We start from the raw sequence: 20,416 nt of genomic DNA on the forward strand, positions 1-20,416 counted from the left end.
TGGCCGAAGAGGTTGCGGTCGCTGCCCTGCTGGACAGGCGCCGAGGTGGCCGGAGCCGACTTGCCGATCGACGCGGTGTTCGAATTGTCGGTCGAAGCGGCAGCAGCCTGGTTGGCGCCGTTGGAGCCATAGTTGTCGCTGCCCGCGAAAGCGCTGCCGGAGAGGGCCAGAACGGCGGCGGCAGCAATGAGGATCTTGTTCATTTTAATACTCCTGAATTTGTAGGTCCACCAGCGCGGCAGGGTCACCCGCCGCGTGCCGGGGATGGCTATTAATTGTTGCCGAAGAGGTTGTGGTCGGCGCCCGTCACAGGCGTCTGGGCAGCCGGCTCCGACTTCTTGGTCGAACCGGTGTAGGAGCTGTCGACAGTGGCCGTGGGGGTCGCGGCGTTCGAACCATAATGGTCGCTGCTAGCGAAGGCGCTGCCGGAAATAGCCAGAAGGGCGGCGGCAGTGAGAATGATCTTTTTCATTTTTGTACTCCAGTATTTTTCCCGTCCGTCTAGCGGCGTGTCTTGGGATTAAATCGCGTCGTTCGGACAGCCCCGATGTGGGAGAGCCCCCTTGCCGTTTCCAATCACGAAGTTGTTCAGCGTGGACCATGACTCCACCACTTGAAATTGTACCAACGCCTTCTACATGTCTTATTTTTCCATTTGATATCAAATAGTTGCATAAGATCACGCCCCGATCACCAACTGTGTCGGAAGGCTGGGCGTTCACACCGTCCTGCACGCACCGTCAACAGAAACGAACCGTTCGGTTCGATTTTAGACTCTGCTAATAGTCACTTTTCGAAACCATTAACCCTTTTCCGGCCCGCTGAGGGTCGAAAACGGTGCCCGCGCACCTGGCGAGAAGAGGCGATTCCCCCGCTGCAACCGCGCCGGGACGATCCCGCGTACGTGTCGCGCCGCATGGATGCGATGTCGCTTTCGTGCCGATGTCGCAAACCCTGTCGTGATTAGATCGAGCGATCTCAGGTGCCGCTGCGTGACGACGGAGCGGAGAATTGGGAAGCCGGTCAGATTCCGGCGCTGCCCCCGCAACGGTGGTGGAGTTCAAGTCGCAACGGGAGACCACTGGGCGAAAGCTTGGGAAGGTGTCGCGATGGTCCGCCAGGACAACTCCAGAGCCCGGAAACCAGCCCGAGATCGCTAGAACTCGACTGATCGCGGTGGGCGGTCAAGGGGCGGATGGTGTTGTCCGGCTTTCGCCGGCTTGCGCCCAGTCCTTCCTCCATCACCACCAGTTCAGTCCTTGAAAATGAGGACAGGACATGGACGCGCGCAACGACATGCTGAGGCTTTTGAACGGCCGCAGACAGGGCCTTTCGCTGGAACAGCCCTTCTATACCGACCCGGACTACTTCAAGCTTGACATGGAACTGATCTGGTATCGCGACTGGCTGTTCATCGGCCATGATTGCGAGTTGCCCAAGCCGGGCAGCTTCATCACCGTGCAGATCGGCGACTATCCGGTCGTGCTGGTGCGCGATCAGCAGGGCAAGATCAACGCTTTCCACAATTCCTGCCGCCATCGCGGCAGCCGCGTCTGCAACACCGAGAAGGGTATGGCCGCCAAACTGGTGTGTCCCTATCACCAGTGGACCTACGAACTCGACGGCCGGCTGCTGTTCGCTCGCCAGATGGCCGATGGGTTCGACAAGAGCCAGTTCGGGCTCAAGCCGGTCGCCTGCGAAAGCGTCGCCGGCTATGTCTTCATCTGCCTGGCCAAGGAGCCCGCCGACTTCGCGCCGATGCGGGCGATGATCGAGCCCTATCTCCAGCCGCACCGGCTGAGCGAGGCCAAGATCGCCTTCGAGAGCACGATCATCGAGAAGGGCAACTGGAAGCTGGTCTGGGAAAACAACCGCGAATGCTACCATTGCGCGGGCAACCATCCTGAGCTGTGCAAGACCTTCCCGGAAGCGCCGACCGTGACCGGCGTGCAAGGCGCCGACAGCGATCCGGAGATGCTGGCCCACTGGGCGAAGTGCGAAGCTGTTGGCCTGCCCAGCAAGTTTCGCATCGACCCGGCCGGACAATACCGCGCCACCCGCGCGCCGCTGCTGCGCGATGCCCAGAGCTACACGATGACCGGCAAGCGGGCGGTGAAGAAGAACCTGTCCGACAGCGTCTCGGCCGACCGGATCGGCACGCTGATGCACTATCACTACCCGACAACCTGGAACCATATCCTCGTGGATCATGCGGTGACGTTCCGCGTGCTGCCGGTCAGCGCCACGGAAACAGCGGTTACGACCAAATGGCTGGTCCACAAGGATGCCGTGGAAGGCGTCGACTACGATCTCGCCGAACTCACCCATGTCTGGACCGAGACCAACGACCAGGACCGCCGCATCGTCGAGGAAAACGCCTTCGGCATCCTGTCGCCGGCCTACGAGCCCGGTCCCTATTCGGAGCTGCACGAGGGCGGCGTCATCCAGTTCGTCGACTGGTACGCGCGCTTTATCGGCCCACGGCTTTCCGAAGACGGCTGGCCTGCTCTGCGCAGTGTCGCCTAGCGCATGTCGGCCAAAACTGTGCAGCGGCTTTGGGATCACGACACGCCCAAAATGAAAGGTATGCAGGGATGAACGCCATGACTGATCTTGGCCTCTATCGCCACCTCGACCAGATGGCGCCGTGGAACGACAGGCTGCAGGTGCTGGAAGTAACCGGCGTCAGCGACGAGGCGCCCGACGTCAAGACCTTCACCTTCCGCTCCGACAACCAGACCTGGTTCCGCTACAAGCCGGGCCAGTTCGTGACGCTGGAATTGCCGACACCGGACGGCCCGCTGATGCGCACCTACACGCTGTCATCATCGCCGTCACGGCCATTCTCGATCGCGGTGACGGTGAAGGCGCAGGCGGGCAGCGTCGGCACACGCTGGATGTTCGATCACCTGACGCCCGGCTCGCACGTCAAGGCCTCTGGACCGGGCGGCGACTTTTCGCTGCACAGCCACCCGGCGGCGAAATACCTGTTCATCTCGGCCGGTTCGGGCGTGACGCCGATGATGTCGATGCTGCGCTGGCTGAACGACTGCGCGCCATGGACCGATGTCGGCTTCGTCAATTGCGCGCGGCGCCCGGAAGAGATCATCTTTCGCAAGGAACTCGAACTGCTCGGCGGCCATATGCCGGGCCTGTCGCTCGGCTTCATGATCGAGGAGCGGTCGAGCCGCGAGGGCTGGTACGGCCATATGGGCCGCATCGACGCCATCCGGCTGCCGCTCCTGGCGCCCGATTTCCGCGAACGCGAAATCTTCTGCTGCGGCCCCGACCCTTTCATGCGCGCCGTGCGCGGCATGCTGGAGGCCGCCGGGTTCGACATGGCAAAATACCATCAGGAGAGCTTTGCCGCGCCGGCGATGGAGGAAATCCCAGCGCCGTTTGCCTCGCCGGCTGAAGACGGCGCGGCGATTTGCGTCGAAGCCGCGACGCCGATCCGCTTCGCGCTTTCGGATGTCGACGCCGACTGTGTCGCCGGCCAGACCGTGCTGCAGACGGCGCGCGCCTCGGGTGTGCGAATACCGGCCGCCTGCGAATTCGGCCTTTGCGGAACTTGCAAAGTGAAGAAAGTCTCCGGCAGCGTCGAGATGAGCCACAATGGCGGCATCCTCGATCATGAGATCGATGATGGCTTCATCCTGGCCTGTTGTTCCAAGCCATTGTCGCCGCTTGAAATCGAGGCTTGATCCGCCCGGCTTTCGACTGAACCCGGAAATGGTCCCGCGTTGCCGGCAAAGGTTACCTTGCCAAGGAAGACCTGAAAGTTTACAGGCGTTGTTGGTGGAAGCGGTCCTGCTGGCGGGCAGGAAATGCAGGACGGGGCAACAATGACGCATGACTCCCACGCCTATGCGGTAGCGAGCCGGGATATCGTTTTCGAATCTTTCGATGGCGAGGCCGTGGTGCTCAATCTTGCCAATGGCAAATATTTCGGCTTTTCCGATTCCGGCAGCAAGGTATGGCAAGCGCTTTCATCCGGCGCGGACGCCCAGGCTCTGGTCGGGCTGGGCGCCGGCGGCTCGACAATAGGCCAGGCCGAACTCGAACGCTTCATATCGCAATTGCTCGAATTGGGTTTGCTGGTGCGCTTGGACGCGGCGGCGCAGCCTTTGCCGGGCGATTTGCCTGCCGAGCTTGCCGCCACGAACGAGCCGCTCAATGTGAGCATTCACGACGACCTCGCCGACCTGATCGTCGTTGATCCCATCCACGAGGTCGAGGAACCTCTCGGCTGGCCGGCGGTCAAGCAGGCTTCCTGACGGGGCGGCCGCAGCGTGATGGAAGGCGATTGATGCCGCGTGTCACGCTCGAAACCTTGCCGGATTACGCCCGGTATCTCATCGCCGCCGCTGAAGGCGCGGCCGCGCGCTATCCGACCACGCGAAAAGTTCGCCTGCCCTGGCTTGAGCTGACCGCGCATCTCGGTCACGGCGTGCTTGCCGATGCATTGGGCCATGCTTTTGTCGAGCCCGGGCATGACCAGCCGGCACCGTCCACGGGTCGCATCTTCATCGCGCATCCCGGCATTGACGGCATCCCGGAGCCGGCGCACTGGGGCGATGCCCATTTCACCGAGCACGGTTTTGCCAAACGGCTCGCCGAAGCCGGTTTGCGCGGGCACCATTTCCACGACCTGGATTTCTGGCAGGTCTACGATCCGCACCGCCGCGTCGGCGTGCAGCTGATGGCCTCGGCCGATGCCTTTCCGCCCTGGGAGCCGGGAGCACCGCTGCGCGCCTTCCTGCACTGGGAATATGCCGCGCGCGGCATGCGGCTGACGCATGCCGGCACGCTTGGCATCGACGGCAACGGTATTCTGCTTGCCGGCTCGGGCGGGGCCGGGAAATCGGGGACCGTCGCCGCCGGCCTGCTTAACGGGCTCGACAGTGTCGGCGACGACTATGTGCTGATCGATCTCACCGACGGCGTGACCGCGCGCCCCCTTTTTTCGACGTTGAAGCAGGACACGGAAGGTTTCGCCCGGCTGGGCCTGCGGCAGCGGCTAACGGCGCAAGGCCCGCTGAACTGGCAAGGCAAGCACACGTTCCATATTCATGATATCGCGCCTCGGCCGGTGCCCGCCATGCTGGACATCGTCGCGCTGGTGGTGCCACATATCAGCGGAGGCGGAGCAAGTTCGATTATGCCGGTGTCGCGCAGGGATGCCATGATTGCCTTGGCGCCGTCCGGCATCGCCCAGATGCCGGGCGAGCGCGAAAGCGGCTTTCGCTTCTTCAGCGAATTGACGCGCCACCTGCCGTGCTTCCGTTTGTCCCTCGGCATCGACCCGGCAGAGATCGCCCGCACGATCGAGGATTTCCTGACACGAGGCGCCCGGTGAAGCTCAGCGTGATCATGCCTGTGTACAATCGCGAGCGCTATGTCGTCTCGGCGCTGCGCTCGCTCGTGCGGCAGCAAGATGCCGCCGATCTCGACATCATCGTGATCGACGACGGCTCGACCGACGGGTCGCCGGAGGCCGTGCGTTCGATGATGGCCGAGAACCCCTGCATTCGTCTTTTCCGGCAAGAGAACATGGGCGTGACCCGGGCTCGCAACGCTGGTCTCAGACTGCTCACGCCGGAAACGGAGCTCGTGTCGTTCCTCGATTCGGATGATGTCTCGCCTGCGGGACGATTCAAGGCCGATATCGCATGCTTTGACGCCGACCCCGCTCTGGAGCTTACCTATTCCCTGATGATGATGGTCGAACACATCGACGACGATCTGCTGGAACCCTGCCCCGGCAGCCATTTCATGACCGTGCGGGGAATTCATCTGTCGTCAGGCATTTTCTCGCGTAAGCTCATCGAACGGATCGGCGGCTTCGACGAGGCCTTCGGCCAGGCCGAAGACACCGACTACCTGCTGCGCACCTTTGAAAGCGGCCCCAGATTCGTCCTGCCGGATACCGTATCGCTTTACTACCGACGTCATCCCGGCAACATGACAAAGCAGGTCGACACATCCCTTCGGGAATTCTTGCGGGCCATCCACAAATCGATGAAACGGCGCAAGGCCGACCCTTCACTGCGCGGGATCGAAGGCATCTTCGATGTCAAAGAACTCGCCAACTGGCGCTTCATGTAGCATGCGGAGCTATGGCGTCGTCATACCGGCCTTCAACGCCAGCGGCACCATCGCCGAGACGCTGCGATCGGTCGCGGCGCAGACAGTGCGGCCTGAGCTGGTGGTGATCGTCGACGATGGATCCAGCGACGATCTCGCGGCGGCGATCGGCGGAACGGACCTGCCGCTGCAATTGCTGCGCCAGGCAAATGCCGGACCTGGGAGCGCCACGACAAGGGGCATCGCCGCCTTGTCGACGCCGCTCATTGCAACGCTCGATGCCGACGATCTGTGGCTGCCGAGCAAGGCCGAAACACAGCTCGCGCATCTCGAAAGGCATCCCGCAACGTCGGGCGTTTTTTGCCATTTGCGAAACTTCCGCAATGACCGGCCCGATGCACCCGAGGACGCGATCGTACCCGGTTGGTCGCGGACCACGATGCTGATCCGGCGCGAGGCCGCCGAGACCGTCGGACCAATCGTCGATCCGCCGGGCGGCCGCGGCGAAATGATCGACTGGATCGCGCGGGCACGCGAGACGGGCCTTGCCCTCGACATGGTGGAAGAGGTGCTGGCGCTGCGCCGCATCAGGCCCGGCAGCCTGTCCTATGGCCGCGATGCGGCGCGCGACCGCGGCTATCTCGAAGTGGCGCGGCTCGCCATGCTGCGACGGGCCCGGAACAAGGCCGGCGCGGGCTGATGGCGGGCATTCGCCGCATCAGCCGACGTTTCCCGGACTATGGCTGGTCCTGGCCGACGGGCGGGCTCGACCAACTGCTCAAGGCTGCCCTTCTTGTCGATGAGGACGCGGCCGCCGGTTGCGCCATGCAGTGGCTAAGCGCGAACGACATCGACCTTGTCTCCTTCAGGGAACACCGGCTGCTGGCCGCGATCTGCGATCGGTTCGGCCGGAAATTGGCCGGCCAATCCGCCTATCCGCGCCTTGTCGGCCTGCAAAAGATGCTGTGGACCAAGTCGCGCATGGCGATGCGCGAGGCCGAACCGGCGCTGCAGGCGATGACGGATTCCGGCTGCCTGGTGATGCTGATCAAGGGTGCCAGCCGCATTGCCTTGAACGCCTCGGCGCAGCGTGGCCGGGTGGCGCACGACATCGACATATTGGTGCGGCCGCAGGACATGCCGGCGGCATTCGGCGTGCTGCGCGACGGCGACTGGCAGATCGCCACCGGGGTGAGTCCCCAATATCTGAGGACAAGGCTGGCGTCGCTGCGCTCGATGAATTTTTTCAAGGGCAGTTATGGCGATATCGATCTGCACCAGCTTGCCTATGACGGCTCGCAGCAAAGCGACGAGGATGACCAGGCGATCTGGCAGCGCGCGGCGACGGCCGAATTCAGCGGTGTCGGCGTGCTGGTGCCGTCGCCCGCGGATCGCATCGCGCTCGCCATCGCGCATGGCGGGCTCGATGCCCATACCCACAGCGATTGGCTGGTCGATTGCGCGGTGGCCATTCGCACCGGCGGCGTCGACTGGGACGTGTTCCTCGATGTCGTCGCCAGGCGTGGCCTTGCCGTTGCCGCGGCGGTGGCGCTTTCCTACCTTGCGCTCGCTGTTGGCGTGACGGTGCCTGACAAGGTGCTGGCGCGCGTGCTGGACATGGCCGACCGCACCGGCCTTGCACGCTGGTCGGCGGTGCTGCAGGCCAAGCCGCGAACCGACTTCGGCAGGCTGACCTGGCTGTCGCGCGGCTTCGCCAAGCAGTTGCGGCTGAGACGCAAGAGCGGTCGGCTGCGGCAGGAGCCGCCCGCCAGGGCATGGCGCGGCAGAGCATGGCGCGGCAGGCAGGCACCTCGCGAGCCGCTGGAAGGACAGTCGCCCCTGGCCTTCTCGCAGGCCATACCGTGCCCTGCGACGGCAGGGGAGATGATGCTGGACATCACGATCAGGATCAGCGTCCCGCCGGTCCGGCGCCGCATCGAAATGGAGATCAATGTGGGCGACGACCACGTGGCGCGTCTGCGTGCGATGGCCATCAGCCGGTCTGGTGGAGAGCGGGTGCTGTGCTTTCGCGGCAAGGTTACGTTCGATGGCCGACAGCATGCCCTGACGCTGGAAGCGCGACCGTCCCGGCAGTTCCGCCAATGGGACGATCAGGCGACGGTCGCCACCTACGGCGCTTTGCCTTTCCATCTGGTCTCGGCGATTTTTTCACCGCTGCGCTGAACTGAACTATCGCTGGTCGCCCAAAGGTCGGCGGCGCCGTGCGGGGCGCGAACCCTCGCCTATACGGCGCCCTCGTCGGGCTTCGTCACCCGCCGCAACGTCAGATTGATCCTGCCGCCGTTCTTGAGCAGCGCCGAGGTCGAAGGGTAGATGCGGTCGACGCCATGGAAGGCAAGACGGCCCTCGCCGCCAAGCACGACGACATCGCCGCTTTTGAGCCTGAACGATTTGGTGGCGCCATCGCGGGTAGTCTGGCCGACCCTGAACAGGCAATCGTCACCCAGCGAGACGGAGACGACGGGTGCTGAGAAATCGGCCTCGTCGCGATCCTGATGCAGGCCCATCTTCGCTTCCGGCGTGTAGAAATTGATCAGGCAGGCCTGCGGTGGATTGGGATAGCCCGACACCTGCCGCCACAGGTCGAGCAGACTGTCGGGGATAGGCGGCCACGGCTCTCCGGTCAGCGGATGCGTCGGCTGGTAGCGATAGCCGCGTTCCTTGTCGGTGACCCAGCCGAGAGGGCCGCAATTGGTCATGCGCACGCTCATCTCCTTGCCGGTCCGAGGCATGGCCGGCACGAACAGCGGCGCCTGCTGGACAATGCTTCTCACCTCCTCGACCAGCGTCTCCTGGACGGCGCGGGACAGATGGGCCGGCATGTGACGGATGCCTTTGGGCAGAACGAGCATGGGTTGGCTCATGTGAATGGTTCGAAGCCTCAGCATGCCACCGCCAGACGAAAACGGCGACCCGAAAGCGGTCGTGGTTTTTACGAGCGATGGCCGCAGCGAATTCGTCTTGGCCAAATGGCGGTTGACGAACAAAGATGACTAACATAGTCAAGATTTAGAACCGGACCGGTTGACGCAAGAATTTTCAGCTTCCGCGTCCAGAGAAGCCGCGGGCAGCCAACGAGAGCGAGGGATATGGAAGTGACATTTCTTCAAGGCTTCAACGCGATCGAACGGGGCTGCATCTGGTCGCGGCGAGGGCTGCTTGCCACGACATGCCTGGCGACGCTGGCTGGTGCCTACCAAGCCTCCGCCCAGCAGGCAGGCACCCAGGCATCGGGCGGCGCCACCGTGCTCGAGCCCATTACGGTCAGCGGCGAGGCCGGCGGCGACACGTCCCGTGAGGACGACAAGACGGTGGCTGCCAAGCGCAGCTCCGGTGCGACCAAGACGGACACGCCCCTCATCGAAACGCCCCGTTCCGTCTCGGTGGTGACACGCAAGGAACTCGAGGAGCGCGGGGCGCAGGATATTATCGAGGCGGTGCGCTACTCCTCAGGCGTCAGCACCGGCGCTTACGGATTCGACCCGCGATTCGACCAGATCTATATCAGGGGCTACGACGCAACCACGCTCGGCGACTATAAGGACGGCCTGCGCCAGCCCTATATCAACTACGGCACGTTCCGCACCGACCCCTACTCGCTCGAACGCGTCGAGGTGATCAAGGGACCGGTATCGGTGCTTTACGGCGCGGGAACGCCGGCAGGCATCGTCAACAAGGTGCCCAAGCTGCCGACCGAGGACAGGATCAGGGAAGTCGAACTGCTTTATGGCACGAAGGACAGGGCGCAGGCCGCCTTCGATTTCGGCGGCCCGGTCACCAAGGGCAGTGACGATTTCCTCTACAGGATCGTCGGCCTGGCGCGAAACGGCGACACCAATTTCGACATCGCCGACGACCGCTATTTGCTGCAGCCGTCGTTCACCTGGAATCCGGACGCCGCGACGTCCTTCACCATCTATGGGCTGGTGCAGGCGGACGAGACCGATTCCAATGTCGGCGTGATCACCGATCCGTCGGGAAAGGTCCACACCCTGCGCGAGAGCGACCCCGACTATGACCATCAGAAGATCCGGCAGCAGCAGGTCGGCTACAAGTTCGAGCACGATTTCGGCGGCGGCATCACGGTGCGCCAGAATGTACGATACTCCCATCTCGACCTGAGGTCGCGCTATCTCGCGGTCTCCGGTTGGACAGGTAGGGTCGCGCATCGTTATGCGACCGCAATTCGCGACGAAATGAACGTCTTCCAGGCCGACAATCAGGTCGAGGCCAGGTTCGACACCGGGGCGCTCGCCCACACGCTGCTTCTCGGCCTCGACTACACGAACCTGACCTCGTCCTTCGGCTATGGGTTCGATCCGCCCGATCCGGCCTACGATTTCGACATTGCCAACCCGACCTACGGTGTCTCCGGCCCGACCCCGGACACCACTTTCTCTGCGTCCGACGCGGATCTGAGCCAGACCGGCGTCTATGCGCTGGATCAGGTCGAACTGGACAAATGGCGTTTCACGCTCGGTGGCCGCCAGACCTGGGTCGAGCAGACGCGCGACTATTTTGGGGGCGGTTCCGAAGCGGTGGACAAGAACGCCTTCAGCATGCAGGCCGGCGCCCTCTATCTGTTCGATAGCGGCGTCGCGCCCTTCGCCAGCTACGCGACGTCATTCGAACCGATCTCGAACCGCTCGGCCGATGGCGGCGGCATTCTTCAGCCTACGAAGGGCGAACAGTTCGAAGTGGGGGTCAAGTACCAGCCACCGGGAACGGATATCCTGCTGTCCGCGGTCGCCTACCATCTGGTCGAGAAGAACAAGCCGGTAGTCGTCGATCCCAATGCGGGCACCTATCGTTCGCTGGGCGAGGTCACCAGCAATGGTTTTGAACTGGAAGCCCGCGCGGCCGTCATGGACGGGCTCGACGTGATCGCGGCCTATAACTACAACCATGCCGAGATCACGGGCGCCGGCCCTGACTCGACGGAATTGGACAAGGTCCCCGCCGTCACCCCCGAACATGTCGCGAGCCTCTGGGCGAACTACAAATTCGACGAGGGCAGTGCGGCACCCGGCCTTTCGGTGGGAGCCGGCGTGCGGCTGCAGAGCGCGACCTATACCGACACGTCAAACACCGCCAAGAACGATGCCGCCGTCTATCTCGATGCCTCGGCGTCCTACGATTTCGGCGCCATCGACAAGAGGTATGAAGGTGTCTCGGCCGCTTTCGCCGTCCGCAACATTGCCGATGACCGCGCGACGGTGTGCAATTCCGGTTATTGCTACATGGGCCAGGGCCGCAACATCACGGCTTCGCTGAAGCGCCGCTGGTAAAGGCAACGCCGCGCGCCTTTCGGACGCGCGGCGCACTGATTCAGCGGTTTGATACAACCATGCCCGGCGATTAGCCAAGTTCTGGAATACGCAGAACCTGGCCCGGATAGATCTTGTCGGGATGGGTCAGCATCGGCTTGTTCGCCTCGAAGATGACCGTGTTCTTGGCGCCCTGGCCCTTACCATAGCTCTTTTCGGCGATCTTCCAGAGATTGTCGCCCTTCTGGACCGTATAGAAGGTCGGCTCCTTGGCCGCGGTCGCCGTGCCGGAAGCCGGCGCGACCTGCAACTCGTCAGCCTGCACCTTGGAAACGCCCAGCGTGTTGCCGACGGCGATGACCGCCTTTTCGAAGATCGACTGGTCCTTGACGACGCCCTTCAGCACCGCCGTATCGCCCTGGACAACGACCTGCACGCCATCGGTACCGAGCTTGTGTGAATCGAGCTCTTTCTTGAGCGTGTCGGCGGTGGGTGCGGCTTCCTCGTCGCCGCCGATGCCGAGCTTCTTGCCGACGTTCTTGACGAAATCGAACATACCCATCTCTAGGTCTCCCTTGCTGTGGCAACAAGGGAAACCTCGCATCCGCAACGCAAAATTGAAAGTGGTTTTGCGGGCACGATTTGCGTGTTGCTCAATCGCTCTCCACGCGACCGCGCAGCTTCTTGATCGTACCGCGCCCCGCCTTGCTCTTCAGCCGACGCTCGACCGCGCCTTTCGACGGCCGTGTCTTCTTGCGCGGCAGCGGCGGCGGTTCTGCGGCCTTGGCGACCAGTGCCGCCAGCCTGGTCCGTGCGTCGGCGCGGTTTTGCTCCTGTGTGCGAAAGCGTCCGGCCTCGATGACGATGACACCATCCTTGGTGGCGCGCTGGCCGGCAAGTTTTATGGTCCGCTCGCGTACGCGGTCCGACAGGCCCTCGGCGTTCCGCGCGTCGAAGCGAAGCTGCACCGCCGTCGCCACCTTGTTGACGTTCTGGCCGCCGGGACCGGACGAGCGGATGAAATCCTCGTGCAGGTCGCCCGGGTGAATCACGGCTTCGCCCGATATGATGATGTCGTCGTCGATCGGCATGCCGCAGTCATGGCGCGGCGGACCGAAAAAGAAAAGGCCCGATCGAAAGCGCAGCCCCTAACTGACATATACGATCCTGATCACGACGCCCAGGCGAGTTCGCCAAGATGGCGACGAAGCCATTTCGTCTCTTCCGATGCCGTGCGCCCGAAATGCCGTTTGAAGTCGCGGCTGAATTGGGACGGGCTCGCGTAGCCTACCAAAGCCGCGACCTCTGCGATCGTCCTGTTCTGGCGTGCTATCATCAATCGTGCTTCGTGGAGCCGTATCGCCTTCACGTACTGCATTGGACTGTTGCCGGTCAGGCTCTTGAAATGGACATGGTAGGAAGGAACGCTCATGCCCACGTCTTTTGCCAGATCGCCGATCGAAATTTCAGAACCGTAGTTCTCTCGCAACCAGGCCAGGCTCTGGACAATCCTTCCAGACGTGCCTTTCTGCTGCAGCGCCGCGAGCATTGCACCGCCCTGCGGGCCGACCAGCACCCGGTAATGCATTTCGCGCAGAATGCCGTCACCAAGGACGAGAGCTTCAACGGGGCTGCGAAGTGCCACAAGGAGGCGCAGCAGGACATCCTCTATTTCGGGGGCCATCCTGCTTGACACGAGACCTCGCGGCTTGCCGCTCGCCGGTTCGGCATGCATCTGCGCTTGTATGGCGAGCTCGGCTGCCATCTGCATATCGAACTCAACATAGACCGCAAGCAATGGTCGCTCCGAACTGGCCATCGATTTCATGCGGAATGGAACGGGCACCGAAACCGCCAGATAGTGTTCCTCGTCGTAGAGGTAGATCTCCCTTTCGAGGATACCCTGCTTGCTTCCCTGTAATACGAACACCGCGCCTGGCTTATAGAGGACCGGGATGTCGTGAAGCACGGCTTCCGTCCGGAGTATGCGGACGCGGCTGAACGCGGTCGGATTGTAGCCGCAACGAGGGGCGAGAGCTCCGGCCAACTCGACCAGCTTGGATCGTCCGTGTTTGGGAGGAATAGGATTTGGCAACAAATTCAGAGAATCCGCGATCGAAACGCTCGGTTCCTCATAATATTTGTCAACTCATCACCAATCAAGGAAAGCTTGCGAGTCATGTCACAGAAGACCTTCTTTATCACCGGCGCGAATTCCGGCTTCGGCTTGGCCATAGCTTCCGCGGCTATCCAGATCGGCCATAAGGTGATTGGCGCAGTTCGCTCGGAGACATCACGCGCAGCGCTCGCCGACGTTCTTCCCGCAGTTCGACCGGTACTGTGCGACGTAACGGAATTCGACGCCATACCCGACGTGGTCAGGCAGGCGGAGAACGAACATGGACCGGTTGACGTGCTGATCAACAATGCCGGCTATGGGCATGAGGGAGTGCTTGAAGAGTCGCCGATCGAAGAGATGCGGCGTCAGTTCGACGTTAATGTCTTCGGCGCTGTCGCCGTCGCTAAGGCTTTTCTTCCCCGGTTCCGGGAGCGACGTCGTGGATTCATCGTCAATGTCACGTCGATGGGCGGCATGATCACCATGCCCGGCATTGCTTACTATTGCGGCAGCAAGTTTGCGCTCCAGGGCATATCGGAGGTGATGCGTTCGGAAATGGCCCCGTTCGGTGTCCGCGTGACCGCGGTCTGCCCCGGCTCGTTCCGGACGGATTGGGCTGGGCGATCAATGGTCCGCACAGAGAGATCAATCACTGACTACGACGCGCTTTTTGATCCGATACGTGAGGCGCGACAGGTAAAGAGCGGCAAGCAGCTCGGTGATCCCGATAAACTGGCAGCCGCCGTTTTAGGCTTGGTAGACGCCAGTGATCCGCCGCCGCAGCTTCTGCTTGGCAGCGATGCTCTCAAGCTCGTGTCGGACAGAATCGAACGTCTCCGGCAGGAAATCGAGGTGTGGAAGTCTGTCACTGTCTCGACCGACGGCTGACGGCACCGACGTCCTGCCTGCGCCTATTCCGCCGCTTCCTGCATGTGCGGCGCCGCGCCGAGGACGGAGGCGTCGACATGGCTTTCGAACTTCTCGAAATTGACGGCGAACATGCCGACCAGCCTTGCCGCTTGCCGGTCATAGGCCGATTTGTCGGCCCAGGTCGATCGCGGATCGAGGATGGCGCTGTCGACACCAGGCGCCGCCAGCGGCACCTCGAAGCCGAAATTGGCGTCGGTGCGGAAAGCACCTGCCTTCAGCGAGCCGTCGAGGGCAGCGGCGAGCAAGGCGCGCGTCGCCTTGATCGGCATGCGCTTGCCGGTGCCATGGGCACCGCCGGTCCAGCCGGTGTTGACCAGCCAGCAATCGGCGCCGTGGCGAGCGATGAGCTCGCGCAGAAGATTGCCGTATTCCGACGGATGGCGCGGCATGAACGGCGCGCCGAAACAGGTCGAGAAAGTCGCTTCCGGCTCGGTCACGCCCCTTTCCGTTCCGGCCACCTTGGCCGTGTAGCCGGAAAGGAAATGATACATCGCCTGCGCCGGCGTCAGCCGGGCGATCGGCGGCATCACGCCGAAAGCGTCGGCGGTCAGCATGATAATGTTCTTCGGGTGACTGGCGCGCCCGGTCTTCGAGGCATTGGGGATGAAGTCGAGCGGATAGGCGCAGCGTGTGTTTTCGGTGAGCCGGCCGTCATTGAAATCCGGCATGCCATCGGCGTCGAGTACGACGTTTTCCAGCACGGTGCCGAAGCGCTGCGTGGTGGCGAAGATCTCCGGCTCGGCTTCCGCCGACAGCTTGATCGTCTTGGCGTAGCAGCCGCCTTCGAAATTGAAGATGCCGTGCGGACCCCAGCCGTGCTCGTCATCGCCGACCAAGGTGCGCGACGGATCGGCCGACAGCGTGGTCTTGCCGGTTCCCGACAGGCCGAAGAAAATAGCGGCATCGCCGGCCGGTCCCTCATTGGCCGAGCAGTGCATAGGCATCACGCCTTTCTCCGGCAGGAGGTAGTTGAGCATGGTGAACACCGACTTCTTCATCTCGCCGGCATAGGAGGTGCCACCGATCAGCACGATCTTGCGCGTCAGGTCGACGGCGATCACCGTTTCGGTGCGGCTGCCGTGGCGGCCGGGATCGGCGCGGAAGGACGGCAGGTCGATGATCGTCATCCCGGGCACGAAGTGTTCGAGTTCGGCCGCCTCGGGACGGATGAGCAGGTTACGGATGAACAACGAGTGCCAGGCAAGTTCGGTGATCACCCTGGTGGGCAGCTTTAGCTCCGCGTCGGCACCGCCGACCAGATCCTGCACATAAAGGTCCTTGTCCCCGGCATGGGTCTGGAAATCGGCGAGCAAGGCGTCGAACTGTGCCGGCGAGATCGCCTTGTTGTTGTCCCACCAGACTTGCGGCTCGGTGGCGGCGTCGCGGACGATGAACTTGTCCTTGGGCGAGCGACCGGTGTGCTGGCCGGTCTCGGCGAGCAGCGCGCCATGCGCGGTCAGCCGGGCTTCACCGCGCCGGATCGCTTCCTCGTAGAGCGCGGCCGCACCGAAATTGTAACGCACCGTGCCAGAGGTTTTCAGACCGACACGATCGATCGCGCAGGCAGGATTGCGTTTGCCGACTTCCGACATTGGTGACCCTTTTCAAGATTTGCCGCATCTTTGCCGGCGCATTTCCGGCACACCCACTAAGCAGGCTAGGATGGTCAGAACCAGAAAAGCCAAATGATATCAAATCATTAATCGATTTAAATATTTTGAAAGTTGTTTAAATCGTTTATATATGCGAAAAGTTTCACGGTTGCCCAAAGGATCGGCGAGGTTCGTTCGTCCAATCCATGTCGAGGTCGGATTGTGGCCGGCGGCACCCCGCGCGTGACAGCGGTTAAGGCCTATGCCACATTTTGTACCTAATTTGTCCTGCAAAAGCCCCTTCTCTACGACAGAAGGGACAGCTCATGAGGGAGCCGCTTGAAATGGCAACAATCGCGCTTGTCGATGACGACCGCAACATTCTGACGTCGGTGTCGATCGCCCTCGAATCCGAGGGATATCGTGTCGAGACCTACACGGATGGTGCGTCCGCGCTGGAAGGCCTGGCGGCCAGGCCGCCTAATCTCGCCATCCTCGACATCAAGATGCCGCGCATGGACGGCATGGAGCTGCTGCGCCGGATGCGCCAGAAATCCGACCTGCCGGTGATCTTCCTGACCTCCAAGGACGACGAGATCGATGAATTGTTCGGTCTCAAGATGGGCGCCGACGACTTTATCCGCAAACCGTTCTCGCAGCGCCTGCTGGTCGAGCGGGTGCGCGCCGTGCTGCGCCGTGCCAGTGCCCGCGAGGCCGCGGCAAAAGCGCCGAGTCAGCAGGCCCGCTCGCTCGAACGTGGCCAGCTCGTCATGGACCAGGAACGCCATACCTGCACCTGGAAGGGTGAGCCGGTGACGCTTACCGTCACGGAGTTCCTGATCCTGCATTCGCTGGCGCAGCGTCCCGGCGTGGTAAAAAGCCGTGATGCGCTGATGGATTCGGCCTATGATGAGCAGGTCTATGTCGATGACCGCACGATCGACAGCCACATCAAGCGGCTGCGCAAGAAGTTCAAGGCTGTCGACGACGACTTCGAGATGATCGAAACCCTTTACGGAGTCGGATATCGGTTCCGCGAAGCGTAATTTGATGTATGTCGAGCAGAAGCGGTCCCTAGTGTGGGGCTGCGACATACGTCAAACCTGGGACTAGCGGGAGCTGCTATTCGATGGCAGTGGAAGCACAGCGAACTAGACCGGCGGGCGCCGCCAGGCGGCCGTCGCGCATCATGCCTTCCTTCGTGTCGAAAATCACGGTGCCGATGCGCCGCTTCCTCGGCCACCATATCTTTTCCAGCCTGACGCGGCGTATTCTTTTCCTCAATCTCGCCGGGCTGGCGGTGCTCGTCACCGGCATCCTCTATCTCAACACCTTCCGCGACGGGCTGATCGACGCGCGCGTCGAAAGCCTGATGACGCAGGGCGAAATCATCGCCGGCGCGATTGCGGCGTCGGCGACGGTCGAGACGGATTCGATCAGCATCGACCCGGAAAAACTGCTTGAGCTGCAGGCCGGCGAAAGCCTGGGGCCTGGCTCGGACCAACTCGACAATCTGGATTTTCCGATCAATCCCGAGCGCGTGGCGCCGGTCCTGCGGCGGCTGATCTCGCCGACCCGCACCCGAGCCCGCATCTATGACCGCGACGCCAATTTGCTGCTCGATTCGCGCCATCTCTATTCGCGCGGTCAGATCCTGCGCTACGACCTGCCGCCGGTCGAGGAGGAGGAGCCCGACCTTGTCGAGCGCGTCCAGAAATTCATCTTCGACTTCTTCCGCAACACCGACCTGCCGGTCTATCACGAACAGCCCGGCGGCAACGGCGCCGCCTTCCCGGAAGTGGTCAAGGCATTGACGGGCAGTCCGTCGACCATCGTGCGCGTCTCGGAACAGGGCGAGCAGATCGTCTCGGTGGCGGTGCCGATCCAGCGTTTTCGCGCCGTGCTCGGCGTGCTGATGCTGTCGACCGAAGGCGGTGATATCGACAAGATCGTCGCCGCCGAACGCAAGGCGATCCTGCGCGTCTTCGGCATCGCGGCGCTCGTCACAGCCATCCTGTCGATGCTTCTGGCGTCCACCATCGCCAACCCGCTGCGCCGGCTGTCGGCGGCGGCCGTACGGGTGCGTCGCGGCGTCAAGAGTCGCGAGGAAATCCCCGACTTTTCCGACCGCCAGGACGAGATCGGCAATCTGTCAATTGCCGTGCGCGACATGACCAACGCGCTCTATGCGCGCATCGAGGCGATCGAAAGCTTCGCGGCCGATGTCTCGCACGAGTTGAAGAACCCGCTGACGTCGTTGCGCAGTGCCGTCGAAACATTGCCGCTGGCGAAGAATGACACCTCCCGTGCGCGCCTGATGGAGATCATCCAGCATGACGTGAAACGGCTGGACCGCCTCATCACCGACATTTCCGACGCCTCGCGCCTCGATGCGGAATTGGCGCGCGAAGATGCCGGCACCGTCGACCTGAAGAAATTCGTCACCGACCTCGTCGCTGTTTCGCGTGAAACCACGCGCAACAAGAAGGCGGTCGAGATCGAGCTCAAAGTTGCCAAGCTGCCGCAGGGCGCCAAGGGCTATGTCGTCGTCGGTCACGATCTGCGCATCGGCCAGGTCATCACCAATCTGATCGAGAACGCCCGTTCCTTCGTCCCCGAGGACCATGGCCATATCAGCCTGTCGCTGGCGCGCGCCGGCAAGTTCAACATCCTGACCGTCGACGACAACGGTCCCGGCATCCGCGCCGACGCCATCGACCGCATCTTCGAACGTTTTTACACCGACCGGCCCGCCGGCGAGGCGTTCGGCCAGAATTCCGGCCTTGGCCTGTCCATCTCCAGGCAGATCGTCGAGGCCCATGGCGGTACGCTGACCGCCGAAAACATACCAGGCACCAAGCCCGGCGAGATCAAGGGCGCACGCTTCGTCGTGACGCTCCCGGCCGAGGGATGACCGCCAATCGCCAGGGATCGCGACGTGCGGTCTGACAACATACACGCCACGGCGCTGCTGATCGGCGAGAGCGGCATTCTCATCAGCGGCTCATCCGGGTCGGGCAAGACAACGCTGGCTCTGACGCTGATCAGCCATTGCCTGCAACGCGGGTTGTTCTCACGGCTCGTCGGCGACGATCAGCTCTTCGTCGAAGCCCATGCCGGGCGGCTGGTGTGCCGTGCGCCCGCCACCATCGAAGGCCTTGCCGAGGTGCCGGGACATGGGCCACGGCCCCTGCCGTTCGAACCGGCCTGCGTCGTCGATCTGCATGTGCGCCTGTTGCCGGCCGGCGAAATCGCACGCTTCCAGGAGGATGCAAGCGACGACATCGCCGGCTGTGCGGTGGCGCGCATCGATCTGGCCGAGCGCAATGTCGCGGCCGCCTTGCTCGCCGTGATGGCGCGGCTGTCGATCCTGCCTTTTCTATGATCCGCGCTGGGTTTTTTGCTGCAATGCGTCAAAATGGCGTGGGCCGGCGCAATTTTGGGCTTGTCAACGGGCCGCGCGTCGACAAGATAGCGCTCCCGCCGCCTGGATTGGCTGGCGAGCATAAAATGCGCCTGTGAAGCGGCGATGACGGGAGCCACCAAAGAATGATCGGACTCGTGCTTGTAACGCACGGTCAACTGGCCACCGAGTTCAGACATGCCGTCGAACATGTCGTCGGGCCACAAGACAATTTCGAAACCGTGGCGATCGGTGCCGACGACGATATGGAACAGCGTCGCCGCGACATCGTCGACGCCGTCGCCCGTGTCGATACAGGGGCGGGTGTAATCGTGCTGACCGACATGTTCGGCGGCACGCCGTCCAACCTTGCCATCTCGGTAATGGAGTCCGGCCGCACCGAGGTGATCGCCGGCATGAACCTGCCGATGCTGATCAAGCTGTCGTCGATCCGCAAGGGCGACAACATGGCGGCCGCGCTCGATGAAGCGCAAGCCGCGGGGCGCAAATATATCAACGTCGCCAGCCAGCTTTTGAGCAGCAAATGAGTACGCTGTCGCCTGACAAGGACCAGATCGTCAGGGAGTTTCCGATCGTCAACCAGCGCGGCCTGCATGCGCGCGCCTCGGCGAAATTCGTCCAGCTTGCCAGCGGTTTCAACGCTTCGGTCCATGTCGAGAAGGACGGCGTCAAGGTCGGCGGCACCTCGATCATGGGCCTGATGATGCTGGCGGCCAGCCCTGGATACTCGATCCGCGTCACCGCCAGCGGCCCGGAGGCGCTCGAGGTCATGGACGCGCTGGAGCAGCTCGTCGCCTCCCGTTTCGGCGAGGAGTGCTGACCCGGAAGTCAGCCCTCCGGGACATGCACGAATAAAGATTTCTTTATATCCCATTGTCGTGCGAAGCCCGATCTGCTAGTCAGGCCGGCAATTCGCGCCCTTCGACGCGCCGACCGGCGCGGGCGCATCCGCAACCAATTCGCAAGCCAAACGATC

At 62.6% G+C, this 20,416-nt stretch carries 21 protein-coding genes and 1 riboswitch; of the genes, 14 read left to right on the plus strand and 7 right to left on the minus strand.

The genetic code is table 11. The features are described 5' to 3' along the window. The coding region (locus FJ527_RS23550) for a DUF680 domain-containing protein (protein WP_140711620.1) at positions 1–203 on the minus strand (203 nt) is incomplete at its 3' end. 68 nt (positions 204–271) lie between these two features. Further along, complete coding sequence (locus FJ527_RS23555; RefSeq protein WP_140824163.1) at positions 272–472, minus strand: DUF680 domain-containing protein; 201 nt, start codon at positions 470–472, stop codon at positions 272–274. A gap of 491 nt (positions 473–963) precedes the next feature. After that, a riboswitch (cobalamin riboswitch) is annotated at positions 964–1,166 on the plus strand. A 112-nt stretch (positions 1,167–1,278) separates the two neighbouring features. Between FJ527_RS23555 and FJ527_RS23560 the strand changes: the two genes are divergently transcribed. The 7 genes from FJ527_RS23560 (at position 1,279) to FJ527_RS23590 (ending at position 8,271) form a co-directional block, all read left to right on the plus strand. Next, a complete protein-coding gene (locus FJ527_RS23560) occupies positions 1,279–2,526 on the plus strand; it encodes an aromatic ring-hydroxylating dioxygenase subunit alpha (protein WP_140824164.1) in 1,248 nt (415 codons plus the stop codon). A 77-nt stretch (positions 2,527–2,603) separates the two neighbouring features. Further along, complete coding sequence (locus tag FJ527_RS23565; protein ID WP_140824165.1) at positions 2,604–3,704, plus strand: hybrid-cluster NAD(P)-dependent oxidoreductase; 1,101 nt, start codon at positions 2,604–2,606, stop codon at positions 3,702–3,704. A gap of 141 nt (positions 3,705–3,845) precedes the next feature. After that, positions 3,846–4,277: a PqqD family peptide modification chaperone gene (locus tag FJ527_RS23570; protein WP_140824166.1), complete on the plus strand. Its 432-nt coding sequence runs from the start codon at positions 3,846–3,848 to the stop codon at positions 4,275–4,277. A 32-nt stretch (positions 4,278–4,309) separates the two neighbouring features. Next, a complete protein-coding gene (locus FJ527_RS23575) occupies positions 4,310–5,359 on the plus strand; it encodes a serine kinase (RefSeq protein WP_140660098.1) in 1,050 nt (349 codons plus the stop codon). Next, on the plus strand, positions 5,356–6,108 hold the full coding sequence (locus FJ527_RS23580) for a glycosyltransferase family A protein (RefSeq protein WP_015314347.1): 753 nt from the start codon (positions 5,356–5,358) through the stop codon (positions 6,106–6,108). The genes FJ527_RS23575 and FJ527_RS23580 overlap by 4 nt, the downstream gene beginning before the upstream one ends. A 1-nt stretch (position 6,109) precedes the next feature. Beyond that, positions 6,110–6,787, plus strand: a complete 678-nt coding sequence (locus FJ527_RS23585) for a glycosyltransferase family A protein (RefSeq protein ID WP_015314348.1) — start codon at positions 6,110–6,112, stop codon at positions 6,785–6,787. After that, positions 6,787–8,271: a nucleotidyltransferase family protein gene (locus FJ527_RS23590; RefSeq protein ID WP_140719115.1), complete on the plus strand. Its 1,485-nt coding sequence runs from the start codon at positions 6,787–6,789 to the stop codon at positions 8,269–8,271. The genes FJ527_RS23585 and FJ527_RS23590 overlap by 1 nt, the downstream gene beginning before the upstream one ends. Before the next feature lie 59 nt (positions 8,272–8,330). Here FJ527_RS23590 and FJ527_RS23595 read toward each other — a convergent pair whose 3' ends face one another. Then, positions 8,331–8,960, minus strand: a complete 630-nt coding sequence (locus tag FJ527_RS23595; RefSeq protein ID WP_015314350.1) for an alpha-ketoglutarate-dependent dioxygenase AlkB — start codon at positions 8,958–8,960, stop codon at positions 8,331–8,333. Positions 8,961–9,197: 237 nt separating this feature from the next. On the opposite strand from FJ527_RS23595, the gene FJ527_RS23600 reads away from it, so the two are divergent. Next, a complete protein-coding gene (locus tag FJ527_RS23600) occupies positions 9,198–11,396 on the plus strand; it encodes a TonB-dependent siderophore receptor (RefSeq protein ID WP_140824167.1) in 2,199 nt (732 codons plus the stop codon). A 70-nt stretch (positions 11,397–11,466) separates the two neighbouring features. Here the strand turns inward: FJ527_RS23600 and lysM are convergent, their stop codons facing one another. From lysM to FJ527_RS23615, 3 genes are all read right to left on the minus strand, one after another. Then, positions 11,467–11,937: a peptidoglycan-binding protein LysM gene (gene lysM / locus FJ527_RS23605; protein WP_140660102.1), complete on the minus strand. Its 471-nt coding sequence runs from the start codon at positions 11,935–11,937 to the stop codon at positions 11,467–11,469. Between the two features lie 91 nt (positions 11,938–12,028). Further along, positions 12,029–12,466 (minus strand): alternative ribosome rescue aminoacyl-tRNA hydrolase ArfB, encoded by a 438-nt coding sequence (gene arfB, locus FJ527_RS23610; RefSeq protein WP_140824168.1) that lies wholly within the window; start codon positions 12,464–12,466, stop codon positions 12,029–12,031. A gap of 80 nt (positions 12,467–12,546) precedes the next feature. Further along, positions 12,547–13,473, minus strand: a complete 927-nt coding sequence (locus FJ527_RS23615; RefSeq protein WP_140824169.1) for an AraC family transcriptional regulator — start codon at positions 13,471–13,473, stop codon at positions 12,547–12,549. Positions 13,474–13,554: 81 nt separating this feature from the next. On the opposite strand from FJ527_RS23615, the gene FJ527_RS23620 reads away from it, so the two are divergent. Beyond that, positions 13,555–14,382: an oxidoreductase gene (locus tag FJ527_RS23620; protein WP_140824170.1), complete on the plus strand. Its 828-nt coding sequence runs from the start codon at positions 13,555–13,557 to the stop codon at positions 14,380–14,382. Positions 14,383–14,405: 23 nt separating this feature from the next. Here FJ527_RS23620 and FJ527_RS23625 read toward each other — a convergent pair whose 3' ends face one another. Beyond that, entirely contained in the window at positions 14,406–16,016 is a 1,611-nt protein-coding gene (locus FJ527_RS23625; RefSeq protein ID WP_140824171.1) for a phosphoenolpyruvate carboxykinase, read from the minus strand. A gap of 344 nt (positions 16,017–16,360) precedes the next feature. On the opposite strand from FJ527_RS23625, the gene FJ527_RS23630 reads away from it, so the two are divergent. The 5 genes from FJ527_RS23630 (at position 16,361) to FJ527_RS23655 (ending at position 20,260) form a co-directional block, all read left to right on the plus strand. Continuing rightward, complete coding sequence (locus FJ527_RS23630; RefSeq protein WP_010912942.1) at positions 16,361–17,062, plus strand: response regulator transcription factor; 702 nt, start codon at positions 16,361–16,363, stop codon at positions 17,060–17,062. An 83-nt stretch (positions 17,063–17,145) separates the two neighbouring features. Next, a complete protein-coding gene (locus FJ527_RS23635; RefSeq protein WP_015314357.1) occupies positions 17,146–18,930 on the plus strand; it encodes a sensor histidine kinase in 1,785 nt (594 codons plus the stop codon). Between the two features lie 24 nt (positions 18,931–18,954). After that, complete coding sequence (locus FJ527_RS23640; RefSeq protein WP_140824172.1) at positions 18,955–19,401, plus strand: HPr kinase/phosphorylase; 447 nt, start codon at positions 18,955–18,957, stop codon at positions 19,399–19,401. Positions 19,402–19,565: 164 nt separating this feature from the next. Next, complete coding sequence (locus FJ527_RS23650) at positions 19,566–19,967, plus strand: PTS sugar transporter subunit IIA (protein ID WP_010912939.1); 402 nt, start codon at positions 19,566–19,568, stop codon at positions 19,965–19,967. After that, entirely contained in the window at positions 19,964–20,260 is a 297-nt protein-coding gene (locus FJ527_RS23655) for an HPr family phosphocarrier protein (protein ID WP_015314359.1), read from the plus strand. The genes FJ527_RS23650 and FJ527_RS23655 overlap by 4 nt, the downstream gene beginning before the upstream one ends. Positions 20,261–20,416 lie beyond the last annotated feature (156 nt).

It is taken from the genome of Mesorhizobium sp. B2-4-18, from assembly GCF_006441385.1.
In the GTDB taxonomy this organism is placed as follows: Bacteria; Pseudomonadota; Alphaproteobacteria; order Rhizobiales; family Rhizobiaceae; genus Mesorhizobium; species Mesorhizobium australicum.

Bases quoted from the DNA above. Each gene is read 5' to 3' on its own strand.
- FJ527_RS23555 (WP_140824163.1), bottom strand. From the start codon at position 472: ATGAAAAAGATCATTCTCACTGCCGCCGCCCTTCTGGCTATTTCCGGC.
- FJ527_RS23560 (WP_140824164.1), top strand. From the start codon at position 1,279: ATGGACGCGCGCAACGACATGCTGAGGCTTTTGAACGGCCGCAGACAG.
- FJ527_RS23565 (WP_140824165.1), top strand. From the start codon at position 2,604: ATGACTGATCTTGGCCTCTATCGCCACCTCGACCAGATGGCGCCGTGG.
- FJ527_RS23570 (WP_140824166.1), top strand. From the start codon at position 3,846: ATGACGCATGACTCCCACGCCTATGCGGTAGCGAGCCGGGATATCGTT.
- FJ527_RS23575 (WP_140660098.1), top strand. From the start codon at position 4,310: ATGCCGCGTGTCACGCTCGAAACCTTGCCGGATTACGCCCGGTATCTC.
- FJ527_RS23585 (WP_015314348.1), top strand. From the start codon at position 6,110: ATGCGGAGCTATGGCGTCGTCATACCGGCCTTCAACGCCAGCGGCACC.
- FJ527_RS23590 (WP_140719115.1), top strand. From the start codon at position 6,787: ATGGCGGGCATTCGCCGCATCAGCCGACGTTTCCCGGACTATGGCTGG.
- FJ527_RS23595 (WP_015314350.1), bottom strand. From the start codon at position 8,960: ATGCTCGTTCTGCCCAAAGGCATCCGTCACATGCCGGCCCATCTGTCC.
- FJ527_RS23600 (WP_140824167.1), top strand. From the start codon at position 9,198: ATGGAAGTGACATTTCTTCAAGGCTTCAACGCGATCGAACGGGGCTGC.
- lysM (WP_140660102.1), bottom strand. From the start codon at position 11,937: ATGGGTATGTTCGATTTCGTCAAGAACGTCGGCAAGAAGCTCGGCATC.
- arfB (WP_140824168.1), bottom strand. From the start codon at position 12,466: ATGCCGATCGACGACGACATCATCATATCGGGCGAAGCCGTGATTCAC.
- FJ527_RS23620 (WP_140824170.1), top strand. From the start codon at position 13,555: ATGTCACAGAAGACCTTCTTTATCACCGGCGCGAATTCCGGCTTCGGC.
- FJ527_RS23625 (WP_140824171.1), bottom strand. From the start codon at position 16,016: ATGTCGGAAGTCGGCAAACGCAATCCTGCCTGCGCGATCGATCGTGTC.
- FJ527_RS23630 (WP_010912942.1), top strand. From the start codon at position 16,361: ATGGCAACAATCGCGCTTGTCGATGACGACCGCAACATTCTGACGTCG.
- FJ527_RS23635 (WP_015314357.1), top strand. From the start codon at position 17,146: ATGGCAGTGGAAGCACAGCGAACTAGACCGGCGGGCGCCGCCAGGCGG.
- FJ527_RS23650 (WP_010912939.1), top strand. From the start codon at position 19,566: ATGATCGGACTCGTGCTTGTAACGCACGGTCAACTGGCCACCGAGTTC.
- FJ527_RS23655 (WP_015314359.1), top strand. From the start codon at position 19,964: ATGAGTACGCTGTCGCCTGACAAGGACCAGATCGTCAGGGAGTTTCCG.